Source organism: Pseudomonas sp. KCJK9058, assembly GCF_046230975.1.
Classification (GTDB): Bacteria; Pseudomonadota; Gammaproteobacteria; order Pseudomonadales; family Pseudomonadaceae; genus Aquipseudomonas; species Aquipseudomonas alloputida.
Genome location: NZ_JBJJLR010000009.1, coordinates 80,262 through 96,452, shown reverse-complemented (window position 1 = coordinate 96,452; position 16,191 = coordinate 80,262). Strand labels below are relative to the sequence as shown.

At 62.2% G+C, this 16,191-nt stretch carries 16 protein-coding genes; 4 read left to right on the top strand and 12 right to left on the bottom strand.

The genetic code is table 11. The features are described from left to right. Positions 1-7 precede the first annotated feature (7 nt). Entirely contained in the window at positions 8-682 is a 675-nt protein-coding gene (locus ACK59Z_RS08170; protein ID WP_003252070.1) for a heavy metal response regulator transcription factor, read from the top strand. Beyond that, the gene (locus tag ACK59Z_RS08165) at positions 679-2,061 is read left to right on the top strand and encodes a heavy metal sensor histidine kinase (protein WP_409292765.1); all 1,383 of its coding nucleotides are present in this window, start codon (positions 679-681) and stop codon (positions 2,059-2,061) included. Before ACK59Z_RS08170 ends, ACK59Z_RS08165 begins: the two co-directional genes overlap by 4 nt. Before the next feature lie 127 nt (positions 2,062-2,188). On the opposite strand, the gene pdxJ is transcribed toward ACK59Z_RS08165, so the two are convergent. From pdxJ to rpoE, 10 genes are all read right to left on the bottom strand, one after another. Next, a complete protein-coding gene (gene pdxJ, locus ACK59Z_RS08160; RefSeq protein ID WP_012053601.1) occupies positions 2,189-2,911 on the bottom strand; it encodes a pyridoxine 5'-phosphate synthase in 723 nt (240 codons plus the stop codon). Positions 2,912-2,972: 61 nt separating this feature from the next. Beyond that, on the bottom strand, positions 2,973-3,656 hold the full coding sequence (gene recO, locus ACK59Z_RS08155) for a DNA repair protein RecO (RefSeq protein ID WP_003252064.1): 684 nt from the start codon (positions 3,654-3,656) through the stop codon (positions 2,973-2,975). 169 nt (positions 3,657-3,825) lie between these two features. Further along, the gene (gene era, locus ACK59Z_RS08150; RefSeq protein WP_003252061.1) at positions 3,826-4,728 is read right to left on the bottom strand and encodes a GTPase Era; all 903 of its coding nucleotides are present in this window, start codon (positions 4,726-4,728) and stop codon (positions 3,826-3,828) included. Continuing rightward, positions 4,721-5,410, bottom strand: coding sequence for a ribonuclease III (gene rnc / locus ACK59Z_RS08145; RefSeq protein ID WP_003252059.1), 690 nt, complete (start codon positions 5,408-5,410; stop codon positions 4,721-4,723). Before rnc ends, era begins: the two co-directional genes overlap by 8 nt. A 163-nt stretch (positions 5,411-5,573) precedes the next feature. Continuing rightward, positions 5,574-6,428: a signal peptidase I gene (gene lepB / locus ACK59Z_RS08140; RefSeq protein ID WP_003252057.1), complete on the bottom strand. Its 855-nt coding sequence runs from the start codon at positions 6,426-6,428 to the stop codon at positions 5,574-5,576. A gap of 5 nt (positions 6,429-6,433) precedes the next feature. Beyond that, positions 6,434-8,233 (bottom strand): translation elongation factor 4, encoded by a 1,800-nt coding sequence (lepA, locus tag ACK59Z_RS08135; protein ID WP_010952535.1) that lies wholly within the window; start codon positions 8,231-8,233, stop codon positions 6,434-6,436. Between the two features lie 180 nt (positions 8,234-8,413). Beyond that, positions 8,414-9,817 (bottom strand): DegQ family serine endoprotease, encoded by a 1,404-nt coding sequence (locus ACK59Z_RS08130; RefSeq protein ID WP_003252054.1) that lies wholly within the window; start codon positions 9,815-9,817, stop codon positions 8,414-8,416. 205 nt (positions 9,818-10,022) lie between these two features. After that, a complete protein-coding gene (locus tag ACK59Z_RS08125; protein ID WP_019752454.1) occupies positions 10,023-10,988 on the bottom strand; it encodes a MucB/RseB C-terminal domain-containing protein in 966 nt (321 codons plus the stop codon). A 12-nt stretch (positions 10,989-11,000) separates the two neighbouring features. Continuing rightward, positions 11,001-11,591, bottom strand: coding sequence for a sigma-E factor negative regulatory protein (locus ACK59Z_RS08120; RefSeq protein ID WP_003252050.1), 591 nt, complete (start codon positions 11,589-11,591; stop codon positions 11,001-11,003). Between the two features lie 33 nt (positions 11,592-11,624). Continuing rightward, on the bottom strand, positions 11,625-12,206 hold the full coding sequence (gene rpoE / locus ACK59Z_RS08115; protein ID WP_003252049.1) for an RNA polymerase sigma factor RpoE: 582 nt from the start codon (positions 12,204-12,206) through the stop codon (positions 11,625-11,627). Between the two features lie 435 nt (positions 12,207-12,641). Here rpoE and nadB point away from each other — a divergent pair, with 435 nt between their 5' ends. After that, on the top strand, positions 12,642-14,246 hold the full coding sequence (nadB, locus tag ACK59Z_RS08110) for an L-aspartate oxidase (RefSeq protein ID WP_004575167.1): 1,605 nt from the start codon (positions 12,642-12,644) through the stop codon (positions 14,244-14,246). A gap of 122 nt (positions 14,247-14,368) precedes the next feature. On the opposite strand, the gene ACK59Z_RS08105 is transcribed toward nadB, so the two are convergent. Together ACK59Z_RS08105 and ACK59Z_RS08100 are read right to left on the bottom strand one after the other, a co-directional pair. Further along, complete coding sequence (locus tag ACK59Z_RS08105) at positions 14,369-14,827, bottom strand: protein YgfX (RefSeq protein ID WP_108191194.1); 459 nt, start codon at positions 14,825-14,827, stop codon at positions 14,369-14,371. Next, positions 14,811-15,065: a succinate dehydrogenase assembly factor 2 gene (locus ACK59Z_RS08100; RefSeq protein ID WP_003252043.1), complete on the bottom strand. Its 255-nt coding sequence runs from the start codon at positions 15,063-15,065 to the stop codon at positions 14,811-14,813. Before ACK59Z_RS08100 ends, ACK59Z_RS08105 begins: the two co-directional genes overlap by 17 nt. A 133-nt stretch (positions 15,066-15,198) precedes the next feature. Here ACK59Z_RS08100 and ACK59Z_RS08095 point away from each other — a divergent pair, with 133 nt between their 5' ends. Continuing rightward, positions 15,199-16,140 carry a folate-binding protein YgfZ gene (locus ACK59Z_RS08095; RefSeq protein ID WP_070096169.1) on the top strand — a complete coding sequence of 314 codons (942 nt, stop codon included), beginning with the start codon at positions 15,199-15,201 and terminating at the stop codon, positions 16,138-16,140. Positions 16,141-16,191 lie beyond the last annotated feature (51 nt).

Sequence of the window (16,191 nt, the reverse complement as noted above, 5' to 3'; positions counted from 1 at the left end):
GCCCCCCATGCGCCTACTGATCATCGAGGACGAGCTGCGTACCGCCGACTACCTGCAACAGGGCCTTCGCGAGAACGGTTACGTGGTCGACTGCGCCCACACAGGCACCGACGGCCTGCACCTGGCACGCCAACAGGCCTATGACCTGGTCATCCTCGACGTCAACCTGCCCGAAATCGATGGCTGGACCGTGCTGCAGCGGCTACGTGCCGAATCGGCCACGCGCATCATGATGCTGACCGCCCACGGTCGCTTGGCCGACCGGGTAAAAGGCCTGGACCTGGGCGCGGATGACTACCTGCTCAAGCCCTTTGAGTTCCCTGAGCTACTGGCGCGCATCCGCAGCCTGCTACGCCGCAACGACCAGCAACTGCAGCCCAGCACCCTGCGCGTCGCTGACCTGGAACTGGACCCCGGCCGCCACCGCGCCTACCGCGCCGGGCAGCGCATCGACCTGACCGCCAAGGAGTTCGCCCTGCTGCACCTGCTAATGCGCCAGACTGGCGAAGTGTTGTCGCGCACGCAAATCATCTCGCTGGTGTGGGACATGAACTTCGACTGCGACACCAATGTGGTCGAGGTCTCGATCCGGCGCCTGCGGGCGAAGATCGACGACCCGTTCGACAACAAGCTGATCCATACCCTGCGTGGTGTGGGCTACGTACTTGAGGCTCGCCTTTGAAAAATGCCAGCCTGTCGTTACGCCTGGGCCTGAGCGTGACATTGATGGGCGCCGCACTGGTGCTGCTGCTGGCCTGCCTGGCCGTGTTTGCCCTGGATCACGAACTGGACAGCCGCGCGCGCAAGGATTTGGCGCGCAAGATGCTTCAGGTCGAGCACAACCTGCGTGTCGACCTGCGCAGCGAGGACCTGGGCAGCCGCGCCCATCCACTGCTGGACCTGGTGATGGGGCATGACAACCTAAGCCTCAGTGTGCGGGCTCTCGACGGCCGTCACCCCCACCTGCTCAGCCTCGGCCCGGCCCTGGAATCGCGGGTCGGTGAACTGCACACCGATGCGCGTCTGGCCTTTCACGCCTGGCGTGACAGCGGCGGTAACCAGATCCTCACCGTTACCCGGCTGATGCGCCTGCGCGACAACACCCCCGTCAAGGTGATGATGTCGCTCAACCGCGCCGACGACAACGCCCTGCTGCAAGCCTACCTGCACTCGACGTTGCTCGCCTTGCCACTGCTACTGGTTTTGATTGGTGCGGGGGCATGGTGGCTGATGCAGCGCGGCCTGAAACCATTGCGGCACTTCCGGCGCATTGCCGGGCAGGTGTCGGCCCAGGACCTGCAGCATCGCCTGCCCGCTACCGCCCTGCCGCAGGAACTGGCAGACCTGGCCGGCAGTATCAACGTGATGCTCGATCGACTCGACCAAGGTGTCAGGCAGCTGTCGCAGTTCTCTGACGACCTGGCCCATGAACTGCGCACACCGTTGAGCAACCTCATGGGCAAGGCGCAGGTGACACTGGCCCGTGAGCGGGACAACGCCAACTATCGGGAAGTGCTTGAAGACAGCATCGAAGAGCTGACCCGGCTCAACCGCATCATCAACGACATGCTGTTTCTTGCCCAGGTCAGCCAGCCGCATACGCAGGTTGCGTTGAAACCCTTGGCGCTGTCCGACGAGGCAGCGCGGGTTGTCGAGCTGTTTGCCTACAGTGCCGAGCTGAAAGAAATTGAGCTACGTGTTCAGGGCTGGGGGACAGCGCTGGGAGACCGGCTGATGTTTCAGCGGGCACTGTCGAACCTGTTGAGCAACGCCATACGGCACAGTCCCGAGGGTAAACCCGTGGCTCTGCGCATCGAACGCTCGGGCAGCGAAGTCAGGCTATCCGTAGAGAACCAGGGGCCGGGTGTGCCTGCAGAGCACCAGTCGCGCTTGTTCGAGCGGTTTTACCGGGTAGGTTCGGGGCGTTCGCGGCTGGAGGGCGGGACCGGGTTGGGGTTGGCGATCGTGAAGTCGATCATGCAGTTGCATGGCGGGCGGGTCGAGGTCAGCAGCAGCCCCCTGGGGCCTACCCGGTTTACCCTGGTGTTTCCTGCCGAGTGATCGGCCGCCTGTACCGGCCTCTTCGCGGGCTTGCCCGCTCCCACAGGGGCTGCACAGCCTCAAGGCCTGCGGGGGTACCTGTGGGAGCGGGCAAGCCCGCGAAGAGGCCGGTACAGGCGGCCAACAATCAGCGCGAAGCCGCCACGATCAGCGCCTTCATCTCGGCCACAGCAGCCTTGAAGCCGACAAACAAGGCATGCGCCACCAGCGCATGGCCAATGTTCAGCTCATTGATACCCTTGATCGCCGCCACCGCCTCGACGTTGTGGTAGTGCAGCCCGTGACCCGCATTGACGATCAGCCCATGCCCCACGCCAAACGCCACACCCTCGACGATCCGCTGGAGCTCTTCAGCCACTTCGGTGGGGGTTTCGGCATCGGCATAACGGCCGGTGTGAAGCTCGATGGCCGGTGCGCCAACCCGACGCGAGGCCTCGATCTGCCGTTCGTCGGCGTCGATGAACAGCGACACCTCGGCACCGGTACGCGCCAGCCGTTCGACTGCAGCCTTGATCCGCGCTTCCTGCCCTGCCACATCCAGGCCACCTTCAGTGGTCAGTTCCTGACGGGTTTCGGGTACCAGGCAGATGTGCGCCGGGCGAATCTTCTCGGCAAAGGCCATCATCTCTTCGGTGACGCCCATCTCGAAGTTCATGCGGGTCTGCAGCACATCCTTGAGCAGCACAACGTCACGCTCCTGGATGTGCCGGCGATCTTCACGCAGGTGCACGGTGATGCCATCGGCGCCTGCTTCCTCGGCGTCCAGGGCAGCCTTGACCGGGTCAGGGTAGCGCGTGCCACGGGCCTGGCGCAGGGTCGCCACGTGGTCGATGTTTACGCCAAGAAGCATGCGGTTGCTGTGAGTCACGAAAGGCTCTCCTGAAGATTGAGCCCAACAGCATACGTCCTGATCAGCGCTTGCGAAACAGTTCCCGGCTGACCAGCGGTTTTGCCCCCAGGTGAACTGCCAGTGCCTGGCGCATCAGCCGCTTTGCAGCGAGCAAGGCGCCGGGTGCGTCCCAGTCGGCTTCAGCCAGGGCCAGCAACTCGATCCCACGAAACAGGCCGGGCTGCAACAGCTCGACCCGCTCCAGGCCGGCATCCACGCGCAGGCGATACAGGCCGTCGGCGGCGATCGGCTGGTCGTTGACGTCTTGGCTCAATGAAAACGCATACCCGAGCTCATCAAGCAGCCGCCATTCGAACGAACGCAGCAGAGGTTCCAGCGGGCGGCCTTCAGCCAGGGCCTGCAAGGTCAGGGTGTAGTGCTCGAAAATGGCCGGAAACGGTGCTTCGGCGGGCAACAGCCGCATCAGCAACTCATTCAGGTACAACCCGCTGAACAGCGCATCGCCATGCAGCCAGGCGGCGATGCCGTTGCTGTCCATGCGGCCGACATTCTTCAGCTCGCCGCGCCCCCGCAGCTCTAGCTCCAGGAGGACGAACGGCCGCACCAGGCTACCGCCCTTACCCCGCGCGCGACGCAGCACGGCGCGCATGCGGCCCTGCGGGGTGAAAAAGTCCACCAGCGCGCTGGTTTCCTTATAGGCACGGCTGTGCAGCACATAAGCTGGCTGGCCGACAGGTTGTTCCATTAAAAATCACTCGCGCCGAGGGTTGCACTGGCCCTTGTGGGAGCGGCCTTGTGTCGCGAAAAGGGCCGCAAAGCGGCCCCAGATTTTTAGCTTCGCAGCATAAATCGCCGGGGCTGCTGCGCAGCCCTATCGCGACAAAAGGCCGCTCCTACAGGGACCAGCGCGCGGCTTACAGGTCGCCGTAGCCCAGCGAACGCAGGGCGCGCTCGTCGTCGGACCAGCCGCCCTTTACCTTGACCCACAGGTTGAGCATGACCTTGGAATCGAACAGCACTTCCATGTCCTTGCGCGCCTCGGAACCGATGCGCTTGATGCGCTCACCCTTGTCACCAATGATGATTTTTTTCTGGCCATCGCGTTCAACCAGGATCAACGCGTGGATGTGCAGCACATGGCCCTGCTGCTTGAACTCTTCGATCTCCACGGTGATCTGGTACGGCAACTCCGCACCCAACTGGCGCATGATCTTCTCGCGCACCAGTTCGGCGGCCAGGAAGCGGCTGCTACGGTCGGTGATCTGGTCTTCGGGGAAGAAATGATCGTTCTCGGGCAGGTGCTTGGCGATCTGTGCTTCCAGCGCCTCGAGATTGTGCCCCTGCTGTGCGGAAATCGGCATCACCTCGGCGTTCGGCAGCTGCTCTTGCAGCCACTGCAGGTGCGGGATCAGCTCGGCTTTCTCTTCCATACGGTCGGTCTTGTTGACCGCGATGATCAGCGGGCCGGTCACATATTGCACGCGCTCCAGCACCAGTTGGTCCTCGTCGGTCCACTTGGTACGGTCGACCACGAAGATCACCACGTCGACGTCCTTGAGGGCCGCCGAGGCATTGCGGTTCATGTAACGGTTCAGGGCCTTGTCGTTGGCCTTGTGCATACCGGGGGTATCGACGTAGATGGCCTGCACATCACCTTCGGTCTTGATGCCGAGCATGTTGTGGCGGGTGGTCTGCGGCTTTCGCGAAGTAATCGCCAGCTTCTGGCCCAGGATGTGGTTGAGCAGGGTCGACTTGCCGACGTTGGGACGGCCAACAATGGCTACGTAGCCGCAGCGGGTCGGGTTGCTATCAGTCATTGCCATTCTCCACGCCCAGGGCGATCAGTGCAGACGCGGCGGCGACTTGCTCGGCAATACGCCGGCTAACGCCTTGACCACGGCTCTTGTTGTTCAGCAGTACCACTTCGCATTCGACGAAGAAGGTCCGGCAGTGTGGTTCACCCTGGATATCCACGACTTCGTAACGCGGCAGCTCACAGCTGCGCGACTGCAGGAACTCTTGCAGGCGGGTTTTCGGATCTTTATTGGTGTCGACCAGTGTCAGGCCTTCAAACTCATCGGCCAGCCAGGCCAGGATGCGCTCCCGGGCGGTGTCCATGTCAGCGTCCAGGTAGATGGCACCAATCAGTGCCTCCAGGGCGTCGGCCAGGATCGACTCGCGACGAAAGCCGCCGCTCTTGAGTTCTCCGGAACCCAGGCGCAGGTAATCGCCCAGATCAAAACCACGGGCCAGACGGGCCAGGGTCTCGCCCTTGACCAACCGCGCACGCAGCCGCGACAACTGGCCTTCGCGGGCCTGCGGAAAACGCTCGAACAGCGCTTCGCCAGCAACGAAGTTGAGAATGGCGTCACCGAGGAACTCCAGGCGCTCATTGTTGCGCCCGGCGTAACTGCGATGGGTCAGTGCCAGGAGCATCTGGTCCTGGTTCTTGAAGGTGTAACCGAGCTTTCGCTCCAGACCGGCAAGGGAAGCACTCATGCGGCCACCCGATCGTTGTTCAACGCGTTGTTCAAATCAACATCCTGAAAGACTGTTTGGCTGTGGTCCGCCGATTGATGTGTGGCGAATCTCCCGATCCCTGAGAACACAGCCTATGTCAGAAATGCATTCGGCGCTGTCTGCTGGACAGCGCCGATGGGTATCAATGGATCAGGCCAACCCGCGACAGGTTGGGCAAGTGGCTGAGTTTGGGCTCTGGCCAGCTCATCCACACCGCGAAGGCCTTGCCGACAATGTTCCGGTCCGGAACCATGCCGTGCAGTTCCTTGGGAATGTTCGGGTCATCCCAGAAACGGCTATCGTTGGAGTTGTCGCGGTTGTCGCCCATCATGAAGTAATGGCCTGCAGGCACGGTCCACTGCTGGTCCGGCGGCATGCGATAACGGCTCATTTCCTTGCGGATCAGGTGTTCGGCCGCGCCGAGCTTTTCCTTGTACAGCTGAGCACTGCCCAGGGTACCCGGCTCGCTGCCCACCAGTTGTTCGGCAACGGGCTGGCCGTTGACGAACAGCCGCTTGTCGTTGGTGTAGCGGACTACGTCGCCCGGCAGGCCAACCACACGCTTGATGTAGTTGACATTCGGGTCGCTCGGGTAGCGGAACACCATCACATCCCCGCGTTGCGGGTCACCGACCTCGATGACCTTCTTGTCGATCACCGGCAGGCGAATGCCGTACGAGAATTTGTTCACCAGGATGAAGTCGCCCACTTCCAGGGTCGGTTTCATCGATCCCGAAGGGATCTGGAACGGCTCGACCAGGAACGAACGCAGCACCAGCACGATGAACAGCACCGGGAAGAACGACTTGCCGTACTCGACCAGCAACGGCTCCTTGTTCAGCCGTTCGACCACCGCCATCTCAGGCTGGCTGACGCTGCCCTGATAGTTGGCGATTGCCGCACGCCGGCGCGGGGCCAGGAACAGCAGGTCGATCAAGCCCAGCAGACCGCAGATGAAGACGGCGATGACTAGCAACAGCGGGAAATTTAGCGACATAGGACCTAGCTATCCAACCTGAGCACGGCGAGGAAGGCTTCTTGTGGAATTTCCACATTGCCCACCTGTTTCATGCGTTTCTTACCGGCCTTCTGCTTCTCCAGCAGCTTCTTCTTACGGCTGACGTCACCGCCGTAGCACTTGGCCAGTACGTTCTTTCTGAGCGCCTTGACGGTTGTCCGCGCAATGATCTGGCCGCCAATGGCTGCCTGGATCGCTACGTCGAACATCTGCCGAGGGATCAGTTCCTTCATCTTCTCGGTCAACGCACGGCCTTTGTAGGCCGCGTTGTCGCGGTGCACGATCAATGCCAGGGCATCGACCTTGTCGCCATTGATCAGTACGTCCAGCTTGACCAGGTTGGCCGACTGGTAGCGATCGAAATGATAATCCAGCGAAGCATAGCCGCGGCTGGTGGATTTGAGGCGGTCGAAGAAATCGAGCACCACTTCGTTCATCGGCATGTCGTAACGCACCTGCACCTGGCTGCCGAGGAACTGCATGTCGCGCTGTACGCCACGCTTCTCGATGCACAGGGTGATGACGTTGCCCAGGTGCTCCTGCGGAACCAGGATGGTCGCGGTGACGATCGGCTCGCGGAAGTCGGCTACAGCCGAGACGTCCGGCAGCTTGGACGGGTTGTCGACGACGATGGTTTCGCCGGTTTTCAACTCCAGCTCATAGATCACGCTGGGTGCGGTGGTGATCAGGTCCAGGTCGTATTCGCGCTCCAGGCGCTCCTGGATGATCTCCATGTGCAACATGCCCAGGAAACCGCAACGGAAGCCAAAGCCCAGCGCGTCGGAGCTTTCCGGCATGTACTGCAGCGAGGAGTCGTTCAGGGTCAGCTTCTGCAGAGCGTCGCGGAAATCCTCGAAGTCGTCGGAGCTGACCGGGAACAGGCCAGCGTAGACCTGCGGCTGAATCTTCTTGAAGCCTGGCAACACCTCGACCTCAGGGGTCGAGGACAGGGTCAGGGTGTCGCCAACCGGGGCACCGTGGATGTCCTTGATGCTGGCGATGATGAAGCCTACTTCGCCGGCTTTCAGATCAGCGGTCTGGGTGTGCTTCGGGGTGAAGACACCGACGCTGTCGACCAGGTGCACCTTGCCGGTGGACTTGACCAGGATCTTGTCGCCTTTCTTGACGCGGCCCTGGCGCACACGCACCAGCGAGACCACACCCAGGTAATTGTCGAACCAGGAGTCGATGATCAGCGCTTGCAGCGGTGCATCGATCTCACCTTCTGGCGCGGGGATGGTGTGCACCAGGCGCTCGAGCACCTCGTCAACGCCCATACCGCTCTTGGCGCTGCAGGCCACGGCGTCGGTGGCATCAATACCGATGATCTTCTCGATCTCGTCCTTGACGCGGTCCGGGTCGGCCTGGGGCAGGTCCATCTTGTTCAGGACCGGCATGACCTCCAGGCCCTGCTCGATGGCGGTGTAGCAGTTGGCGACGGACTGGGCTTCCACGCCCTGACCGGCGTCAACCACCAGCAGTGCCCCTTCACAGGCCGCCAGCGAACGCGAAACTTCGTAGGTGAAGTCGACGTGGCCGGGGGTATCGATGAAGTTCAGCTGGTAGGTCTTGCCGTCCTGCGCCTTGTAGTGAAGGGTGACGCTGTGGGCCTTGATGGTGATACCGCGCTCACGCTCCAGGTCCATGGAATCGAGCACCTGGGCTTCCATCTCGCGCGCCGACAGGCCACCGCACATCTGGATGAAACGGTCAGCCAGCGTCGACTTGCCATGGTCGATGTGGGCGATGATGGAGAAATTGCGGATATGACTCAAATCACTCACGGGTCAACACTCGAAAAGGCTGCGAGCCGGACGCCCGCCGAAAAATAGCCGGGAATTGTACCTTAAGCTGCTGGGTTATGGGAGATTCCTCTGTCCGACTGTACACAGCAATCATTCCGGCAATTGTGAAGATTCATGAAAAAGGGCAGCCGAAGCTGCCCTTTCGCCTTGCGAAACCGCTTATTCAGCAAGCTTGAAGGTGATGAAGCTGGCGCGGCCCTGACGCAGCACGCGCATCGACACAGATCGGTTCTTCGGCAGTTCCTTGGCGATTTCGGTGAATTCCTTCGCCGAACCGATAGCCTGGTTGTTCAGATGGCTGATGACATCACCCGGGCGCAAGCCGATCATGGCTGCCGGGCCATCCTGCACTTCCTTGATGACCACGCCACCTTTGAGCTCCAGGGACTTTTTCTGCTCGGCGGTCAGGTCGGCGACCGATACACCCAGGCGGTTGCTGCTGCGCTCGGCGCCACCTTCGGTGCCAGCGCCAATCTCAACGTCGTCATCCGGTAGTGCGCCGACGCTGATGTCCAGGTTCTGGCGCTTGCCGTTGCGGATGATTTCCAGCCTGGCCTTCTCGCCATCCTTGAGGCTGCCAACCAGGTGCGGCAGATCGGCCGACATGACGATTGGCTGGCCGTTCATGCTGAGGATCACGTCGCCCACCTGCAGGCCGCCTTTGGCTGCCGGGCCGTTTTCCAGCACCTGGGCCACCAGCGCGCCCGCCGGCTTGTCCAGGCCAAACGATTCAGCCAGGTCCTTGTTGACCTCCTGAATCACTACGCCCAGCCAGCCGCGGCTGACCTTGCCGTCTTTCTTCAGCTGGTTGGAGACATCAATCGCCACGTCAATCGGGATGGCGAACGACAGCCCCATGAAACCGCCAGAACGGGTGAAGATCTGCGAGTTGATCCCCACCACTTCGCCTTTCATGTTGAACAGGGGGCCGCCGGAGTTACCCGGGTTGATGGCCACGTCGGTCTGGATGAACGGTACGTAGGTGTCATTGGGCAGGGTCCGGCCCTTGGCGCTGACGATACCTTTGGTCACCGAATGGTCGAAGCCGAACGGCGAACCGATGGCCAGTACCCACTCGCCCACCTTGAGCTTCTCGGAGTCACCCAATTTCACCGTTGGCAAATTCTTGCCATCGACCTTCAGCAGCGCCACGTCAGTACGCGGGTCGGTACCCACCAGCTTGGCCTGGAGCTCGCTACGGTCCGACAGGCGGACGATGATCTCGTCGGCATCGGCCACCACATGGTTATTGGTGAGCACGTAGCCATCACTGGAGATGATGAAACCCGAGCCCAGCGACTGCGCCTCGCGCTGGCGGTCGCCGCGCGGCGAGCGCGGCTGCTGGGGCATGTTGCGCTCGAAGAACTCGCGGAACATCGGCGGCAGGCCTTCCAGGTCCGGCATCTGGCCTGCGGCGATTCGGCGGTCAGGCAGCTTCTGCTTGGTACTGATGTTGACCACCGCCGGCGAAGCCTGCTCCACCAGGGTGGTGAAGTCCGGCAGGGCTTCCTCGGCTTGGGCGGTGAGGACTTGGCCGAGCATCAGCACAGCAGCGAACATCATTAGGTAGGATTTCAAGCGTGGTATTGACATACGACTCCCGTCACAACGAGCGGTAGTTTGGAAAGACCCCTGCACAACGCAGAAAGGCCAGGCTCTTCAAAGCCTGACCTATAGAAAATTTGCCGATGGATTGCAAATGACAATGCTTTAATTTCATTTCAGCCGTATACCCGCCCACCTTGGCTCGGCACGCAAAAGCGCGCCATTACTGGCGCGCCTGGGCATCCTGGGGGCGCATTGACAGGGCAACGCGCTCTGCCGTACCCAGCGGAATTTCGCCAACCACGGTCACCATCACCTTGCCCTTGGGTGTATTCAGGCGACGCGAGACTGCCGAGGTCGGGCCTAACTGGGTGCGCATGTCGGTGCCGCCATCATCGCTCACTTGCTCGATGAACACCGAAAAACGCGCCAGGCCGTCGTCATACATCAAGCTGCTGACCGAACTGTTGCGCTTGGGATCACGGCGTACCGAGCTGTTGACCAGCTCGAAACCGGGTGGCAGCCAGTCCGAACGCCAACCCGCGACGGTATCATTGCTGCCGGCGGCCACATGTTGCACCGGCTTGCAGCCAGCACCTGGGCGCAGGTCAGCGTCGCTGGGGACATCATCGGTATCGAGACGGGTCATCTGGAAGCGTTCCAGCAACTGCCCCTTGTCGTTGAGCATCAACGAACGCAGCGGCAAACCCGAGTGACGGTCCAGATGCAATTCGAATGCATAGCGATGCTGGTCGCGTGGCGAGAGCGCAATGATCACGGCATCGCGCCCGGCGACCCGTGACTTGCCTGCAACACTCAAATCGTACCAGCCCATCAGTTTCAGCGGATCAAGCACACGCGGCGCGGTATCCGGCGGCGCCGTGACACCGCTGGCCAAGGCCCCGCTGACGCACTGCACCTTGCCATCCACGCGCACGATCTCCTGGGCGGCGCCATCAAGCTGCAACAGCCGCTCGCTGACCTTGCCGTCGTCGACCCTGTGCCAGATGTCGTGGGAGGAGAAACTGCCGTTGCGTTCGTAGACGAACGACCCTTGATAGCTCTGTTTTTGCTCGGCCTGTGCCAGCTTGTTCAGCCATTCACTCGCCTCAGGCGAAGAATTGGCCGCCAATGCTGGCACCGTCATGCAGCTGCCAATCAGCAGCGACAGGAGAGGTAGCGCGCGCATGATCCTCCTTACTTAACGGTTTTCCAGGCTGGCGGCGCGGGCATACGGCAATGCGGTTTCAGTGCCCTTGAGCGCAGATTCCTGGGCATGCTGGCGCAGGTAGCCTGGCAGACGCTGATCCCAGCCGGCCTGGTTCTGCAGCACGCCATTGGCCATCGGCCCGGTCGGTTGCTCACTGCTCTCACTATAGCCTGCCAAAACGGCCGGGCCTTGCGCTTGTGGCACACTCAGGCCCTGCTGGACAGGCTGCTGGGCAGCAAGCTCTGCACCCGTGATCTCGTCCTGGTTGTACATACGCACACCCGCCAGCACTGCCACGGTAACCGAGGCGGCAACCGCCAGGCGGCCAATGCTGCGCCAAGGGCCTTTCTTGACCTTGGCTGGCACGGCTTCGTCGGCCAGCGCAGCGGACACCGCCGAGGCGATATCCAGGTTAGGCAGCAGCAGCTCCTTGTGCATGGCTGCTCGGGCAACCTGGTAACGCGACCAGGTGGCACGGGTTTCGGCGTCGTCGACGGCGTTCAACACCCGACGCAGTTCCAATTCATCCGCTTCGTTATCCATCACCGCGGACAGCGATTCCTGCAAAGCTTCACGACTCATGGCGGTTCCTCTCTTGGCGCTGTCGCCGCTGTCTCAGGTTTCCTGCAACAACGGCTGCAGGGCTTTATCTATGGCCTCCCGAGCGCGGAAGATTCGAGAGCGCACGGTACCCACCGGACATTGCATGACACTGGCAATGTCTTCGTAACTCAGCCCGTCGAACTCGCGTAGCGTCAATGCCGTACGCAGGTCTTCGGGCAGTTGCTGGATGGTGCGATGGACAGTGCCTTCGATTTCATCCCGCAACAACGAGCGCTCTGGGGACTCGAGATCCTTGAGACCATGATCGCCGTCGTAAAACTCCGCATCCTCGGAGCTCACATCACTGTCTGGCGGCCGTCTTCCACGGGACACCAGGTAATTCTTCGCCGTGTTGATGGCGATGCGGTACAGCCACGTATAAAACGCACTGTCGCCGCGGAAGTTGCCAAGCGCACGGTAGGCCTTGATGAAGGCTTCCTGTGCTACATCCTGGGCCTCGTGGGTATCGTGGACAAACCGCACGATCAACCCGAGAATCTTGTGCTGATACTTCAGCACCAACAGATCGAAAGCTCGCCTGTCGCCGCGCTGAACGCGCTCGACAAGCTGCTGATCCTCTTCCTGGGTTAGCATGAACACTCCTCAGTGAACTCGAAGGAGCGTTGCATCAGCCATCGCTCAGGCTTGCAAACATAGACTCGGGCTTTGAGCAAAAGTTCTCCCCTCCAAGCAAGTTTCCTGCAGCCCTTGGTCGGCTTGCACGGAAGACGCGGCGCGGTCACGGCCGGCTACGTCGATAATCAGGTTTCAAATACGCAGGGGTAAAGCCCGGAAAGGCCTGCCGCCCTGCGTCGCCGCGGCAAATTGTGGCGTACGGGCAGCCTTCATAGGATTTCCGGCCATGTCGGAAAGTTCCCACAAAGGTCGTCGCAACCTGGCAGGTAGCATGGAAATTGGCCACCCGGGGCTGCTATAAAGGCATCCCGACACGTTCAACGATAGTTTCACAATGCCATCCGCGCGTGACCATTGTGCCGTGCCCCTCCCAAAGATTACTAGTGTCCCGACATGAGCCAACAATTCCAACATGATGTCCTGGTGATCGGCAGCGGTGCCGCCGGTCTCAGCCTGGCACTTAACCTCCCCAGCCACCTTCGCGTTGCCGTATTGAGCAAGGGCGACCTGTCCAACGGCTCGACCTTCTGGGCCCAGGGCGGCGTCGCTGCAGTGCTGGACAATACCGATACTGTGCAGTCGCATGTCGAGGACACCCTCAATGCCGGCGGCGGGCTGTGCCATGAAGACGCCGTGCGCTTTACCGTCGAGCACAGCCGCGAAGCGATCCAGTGGCTGATCGAACAAGGCGTGCCCTTCACCCGCGATGAGCACTACAGCGTCGACGATGGCGGATTCGAGTTCCACCTCACCCGTGAGGGGGGCCACAGCCACCGGCGCATCATCCATGCCGCCGACGCTACCGGCGCGGCAATTTTCACCACGCTGCTGGAACAGGCTCGCCAGCGCCCGAACATCCAGCTGCTGGAGCAGCGAGTGGCGGTCGACCTGATCACTGAACGCCGCCTGGGCCTGCCCGGCGAACGCTGCCTGGGCGCCTACGTGCTCGACCGCAACACCGGCGAGGTGGACACTTTCGGCGCGCGCTTCACCGTGCTGGCCACGGGCGGTGCGGCCAAGGTCTACCTCTATACCAGCAACCCCGATGGTGCCTGCGGCGACGGTATCGCCATGGCTTGGCGGGCCGGCTGCCGAGTGGCGAACCTGGAATTCAACCAGTTCCACCCGACCTGCCTGTATCACCCGCAGGCCAAGAGCTTCCTGATCACCGAAGCCCTGCGCGGCGAGGGCGCCCTGCTGCGCCTGCCCAACGGCGAACGTTTCATGCCACGCTTCGACCCACGCGAAGAGCTGGCCCCACGGGACATCGTGGCCCGCGCCATCGACCACGAGATGAAGCGCCTGGGCGTGGACTGCGTATACCTGGACATCACTCACAAGCCTGCAGATTTCATCAAGAGCCACTTCCCCACCGTGTACGAGCGCTGCCTGGCCTTTGGCATCGATATCACCCGTCAGCCGATCCCGGTGGTGCCTGCGGCGCATTACACCTGCGGCGGGGTGATGGTCGACGACTGCGGCCACACCGATGTGCCTGGCTTGTATGCCATCGGCGAAACCAGTTTCACCGGCCTGCACGGCGCCAACCGCATGGCCAGCAACTCGCTGCTGGAATGTTTCGTATACGGTCGCGCCGCCGCTGCCGACATCCAGGCGCACCTGGGGCAAGTGGCCATGCCCAAAGCCCTGCCCGGCTGGGACGCCAGCCAGGTGACCGACTCGGACGAGGACGTGATCATTGCGCACAACTGGGACGAACTGCGGCGCTTCATGTGGGACTACGTCGGCATCGTGCGCACCAGCAAGCGCCTGCAGCGGGCCCAGCACCGCATTCGCCTGCTGCTGGATGAAATCGACGAGTTCTACAGCAACTACAAGGTCAGCCGAGACCTGATCGAGCTGCGCAACCTGGCGCAAGTGGCCGAGCTGATGATCCTGTCCGCCATGCAGCGCAAGGAAAGCCGTGGGTTGCATTACACACTGGATTATCCAGGGATGCTGGACGAGGCCAAGGACACCATCCTCAGCCCGCTCTGAAAACGGCGTCGCGGCCTTCGCGGGCTCGCCCCCCCCCTGCCACAGGAATTTGACTGCCTTGCAGCATTGCGCAGTACCTGTGGGAGCGGGCGAGCCCGCGAAGAAGCTGACCCGGTCTCGATCTATGCCTGGCTCACCTCGGCCCAGCGCCGCCGGCTGAACTTCAACCGCACCCGCAATCGCCGATGCTCATCCGGCCCCAGCGCATCCCCCGGTACGCACTGGCTCTGCCCCAACCACCGCCCCGCCCGCTCAAAGCGCAACACCACCAGCCCAGGCAACGCCACACTATCCCGGCACAAGCGCACTGACTGCCACCCACAAGCACGGCTGAACACCTGCCAGCCCCGCACATCACGGCGCAGGCCGACAACCGCATGCTCATGGGTCAACAGAATACGTCGGGGAATGGCCCAGCCAGCGTGGGCCGTACAGGCGGCGACAACAGAAAAGGCCAGCCACCCGGGCAGCGGGCTCGCCCACACGGCAAGCCACGCCAGTACCTGACAAGCCAGGTAGGCCGTCAGCAGCAGGCGCGAGCCTTGCCAACGGCACTCGAAGCACTCACTTGGGCTGGACACGGTCCAGAATGATGCGGACCATGCGCTGCAGTTCCGGGTCTTCGGACTCGGTGCGCTCCATGAACCAGCCGAACATGTCCTGATCCTCGCAGCTCAAGAGACGCACGTACAGTTCACGGTCGGTCTCATTGAGGGTGGGGTAGACTTCCTGGGTGAAAGGCACCAGCAGTACGTCCAGTTCCAGCATGCCGCGGCGGCTGTGCCAGAAAAGCCGGTTGAGTTCAGTTTGTTCGACCATGGGGCCCTCCTCGAATGGGCCGCCAGTATACAGCCAGGCGCGCGAAGCGACACCGGGCGTTGGTCTAGTCACCTACCTATTTTGTTACCGGCGTTCTATGATGGCCGCCAGTCTTTAGCCACCGCGATGACCCATGGCCGATTCCGCTTTCTTCTGCCCCCTGTCCCACGAGGGCATCCTCGCCGTCCGCGGCTCCGATGCAGGCAAGTTCCTGCAAGGCCAGCTGACCTGCAACATCAACTACCTCAGCCAGGAACACGCCAGCCTCGGCGCCCGCTGCATGGTCAAGGGGCGCATGCAGTCGAGCTTCCGCATAGTGCCCGAAGGCAACGGCTACTTGCTGGCCATGGCCAGTGAACTGCTCGACGCGCAACTGGCCGACCTGAAAAAGTACGCTGTGTTCTCCAAGGCCACGCTGACCGACGAAAGCAGCGCATGGGCACGCTTCGGCCTGCAAGGTGGCGACGCTGCACTGCAGGCGCTGGGGCTTGTCGTGCCCGCAGCCGCCGGTAGCACCGTGCGCCATGACGGGCTGATCGCGATCGCCGTGTCCGCCGGCCGGGTTGAGCTGTGGGTGCCGGCGGCTGACGCCGAGCCTGTACGCCAGGCCCTCGCCGCAGCGCTGCCCGAAGGCACGCTCAACGACTGGCTGCTGGGCCAGATTCGCGCAGGTATCGGCCAGGTCATGGGCCCGACCCGTGAACTGTTCATCCCGCAGATGATCAACCTGCAGGCCGTCGACGGCGTCAGTTTCAAGAAAGGCTGCTACACCGGCCAGGAAATCGTCGCCCGCATGCAGTACCTGGGCAAACTCAAGCGCCGCCAGTACCGCCTGGCTCTGGACCAGCAGGCCATTCCGGCCCCGGGCGCCGAGATCTTCTCGCCCACCCATGGGTCGTCGGTCGGTGAAGTGGTCATTGCTGCCGGCAACGGCGCCGGCTGCGAACTGCTCGCAGTGCTCAGCGCCGAGGCGGTGGAAGACGGCAACCTGCACCTGGGCAGCCTCGAAGGCCCGCGCCTGCAGGTGCTGACCCTGCCTTACGAACTGGACCGCGACCGGGAAATCCAGCGCTGACCAGCCTGCCCCACCCCTGTGGCGGGGCCGCACCACCACTGCGGTAGACAT